This is a genomic window from Bacteroides cellulosilyticus DSM 14838, from assembly GCF_000158035.1.
Lineage (GTDB): Bacteria > Bacteroidota > Bacteroidia > Bacteroidales > Bacteroidaceae > Bacteroides > Bacteroides cellulosilyticus.
Map to the genome: position 1 here is coordinate 1 of NZ_EQ973494.1, position 2,216 is coordinate 2,216.

General features: G+C 40.8%; 1 protein-coding gene. It reads left to right on the forward strand.

The features are described 5' to 3' along the window. A partial coding sequence (locus tag BACCELL_RS22340; RefSeq protein ID WP_007214374.1) for a hypothetical protein occupies positions 1-2,197 on the forward strand: 2,197 nt, incomplete at its 5' end. Positions 2,198-2,216 lie beyond the last annotated feature (19 nt).

Genomic DNA, 2,216 nt, shown 5'->3' on the forward strand with positions numbered 1-2,216 from the left:
TACGGTGCAGATAACAGAAGCTGACCCTTTTGAACTGACAGCCAATATCCGTCTGGTGGATTGGGAAACGGGTGACTATATAGATGATTACGAGCCCGACAACGGATTGGAGACAATCGCAGTAGCTGATTTGCTGCCTGTGGGTGAAACCACTTACGACATCAGCACCAATATTGTGACACTGGCGCTCAAAGCAGGAAGTAGTTTTACTATCTCCACAGGTTCCAATGCCGGGGTAAATGCACAACTGACTTATAACGGTAACAGCCCTACTGACGGCTGGTTGAAATTGGAAGAAGTCCCCGTCACCACAACACGGGCAGAAGCCACGCAACAAGTGAAGTACAAAATTTCTTTCAATGAAAGTTACACAGGTAGCAGTTATCCTCGTGGTATCCTGCACCTGACAGATAAAGCAGGGGGCAGTGAAGAAGTGATATTAATAGATACGACCTTTGGTACTCCTGTCGTAGAACCCACAGGCGGAACAATGAATCCCGACGGAGTAAATAAATGGGATGCAACGGACAATATACTCTATCTGGTACAGGTTATCGGCACCAATACATCTACAGGCACGATAAATATCACTTCTATTGGCGGCAGCAAAGTGGAACTTCCAGCCAATTCGGGCATTACCGTTAATCCTACTTCAAGTGTAAATACTACACAAGAATATACTTTCCGGTGGGCAAGCACGGATGATGTCAATCTTACTGAAAAAGAAATCATCGTAGCCTTGAAAAATCGTTCGGAAGAGATAAAAGCCGAGAATATCAAAGTGAAATTACTCCCCAACCGAATCAATAACTTACAAATAACAAGTCCAAGCGCAGGAATCAGTCTTTCAGCTATAACAGCCACTACTGCCACGCTTACTATGCCTATCATCAAGGACAAGCAATTCACCCTAACGATGGATAGTTACAGTAAACCTACTATAAGCAGGTGCCCGTCATGGTTGGAGAACATTACCCCAGCGTCTACACGTAGCACACCGGAAAGTAAAACAGTAAGTTTCACTTTTAAACTGATAGAAGACGCAGCAAGTTTCGATGATACGCAAATCGTGTTCACTAATGCAACAGGAGGCATGGGAATGACGGTGAATATTGCGAGAGAATTCCAAGCACCGACAATAATACCTGTAGGTTCTCCATTGCCTAAAACCAATACTTACAATGGAACCAAGATGACTGCCAAGCAAGTAAAAAGTGGAGCGACTTCCACTTATCAAATAAAAGTATATTCGCTGGGAGGAAACGATTTCTACTGTAGTAATGGATACTTTACATATAGCCTTGTTAGCAGCGAAAACAACTCTACAAAAGTTTACCGGATAGGAATCAGATCAGGTACTTACAACGATAGCGGAACGTTTAACTTCGATATTCGTAATTCCAAAGATACAAGTAAAAAAGTGACTCATACTATAGAATATGTTTCTTCACGCCCTAACCTGAGGTCTAGTACTCCATATGATTGTATATACTACAATGCAACCGGAGATGCTAATACTAATTTATTTATAAAAGATGAGGAAGCGTTATATGGAAAGCAAGAACTATCTTTTTCAATCAATTCTCCCGGCGGATTAAATACACCTGCTTCCTTCAACAGTAAGTTTACTTTAACCAATACACATACTTGGAGCATCACCGAGCCTTGGGATACATTCAAACTTGCTATAGCCGGAGGCAGTAATACGAATATGGATGGTAGTTCTTCTGGGGCATCATTAGGTTCGTATACTTTTACATCAAAAGAATCCACTTATTTCCAAAATCTAACTATTACATTCTATAACCGACTACCTATTGGACGCGGACAGTGGGCATATAAGATCAACAACGTATATTGTATACGGGTAGCAACATATGTCCACTATCAATCAGCCGTTAGCGTAATAAATGGTATGGGAAATGGTTGGTTCATACTTGGTTGGCCTGGTTTAAGAGATTTATTTAATATTGGTGACTGGAGCGTAAATAGAGAGCAAACTCAATACTATCCAAGATTTTTTACCAATGTTTTCATTGAAGGCAGATTTTATAATACAGACTTTTACGGTGGAGATGAATGCGGCCTAAAAATAAGTAATATAAATACGACATCAGGCACAGCTCTGTTTAAATGGGTAACAATGAATAAATATACAGCAGAATCTGACTATTACGCAGTTGCTTTCCATTACTAAATAACCCCGTTCAAGCGGG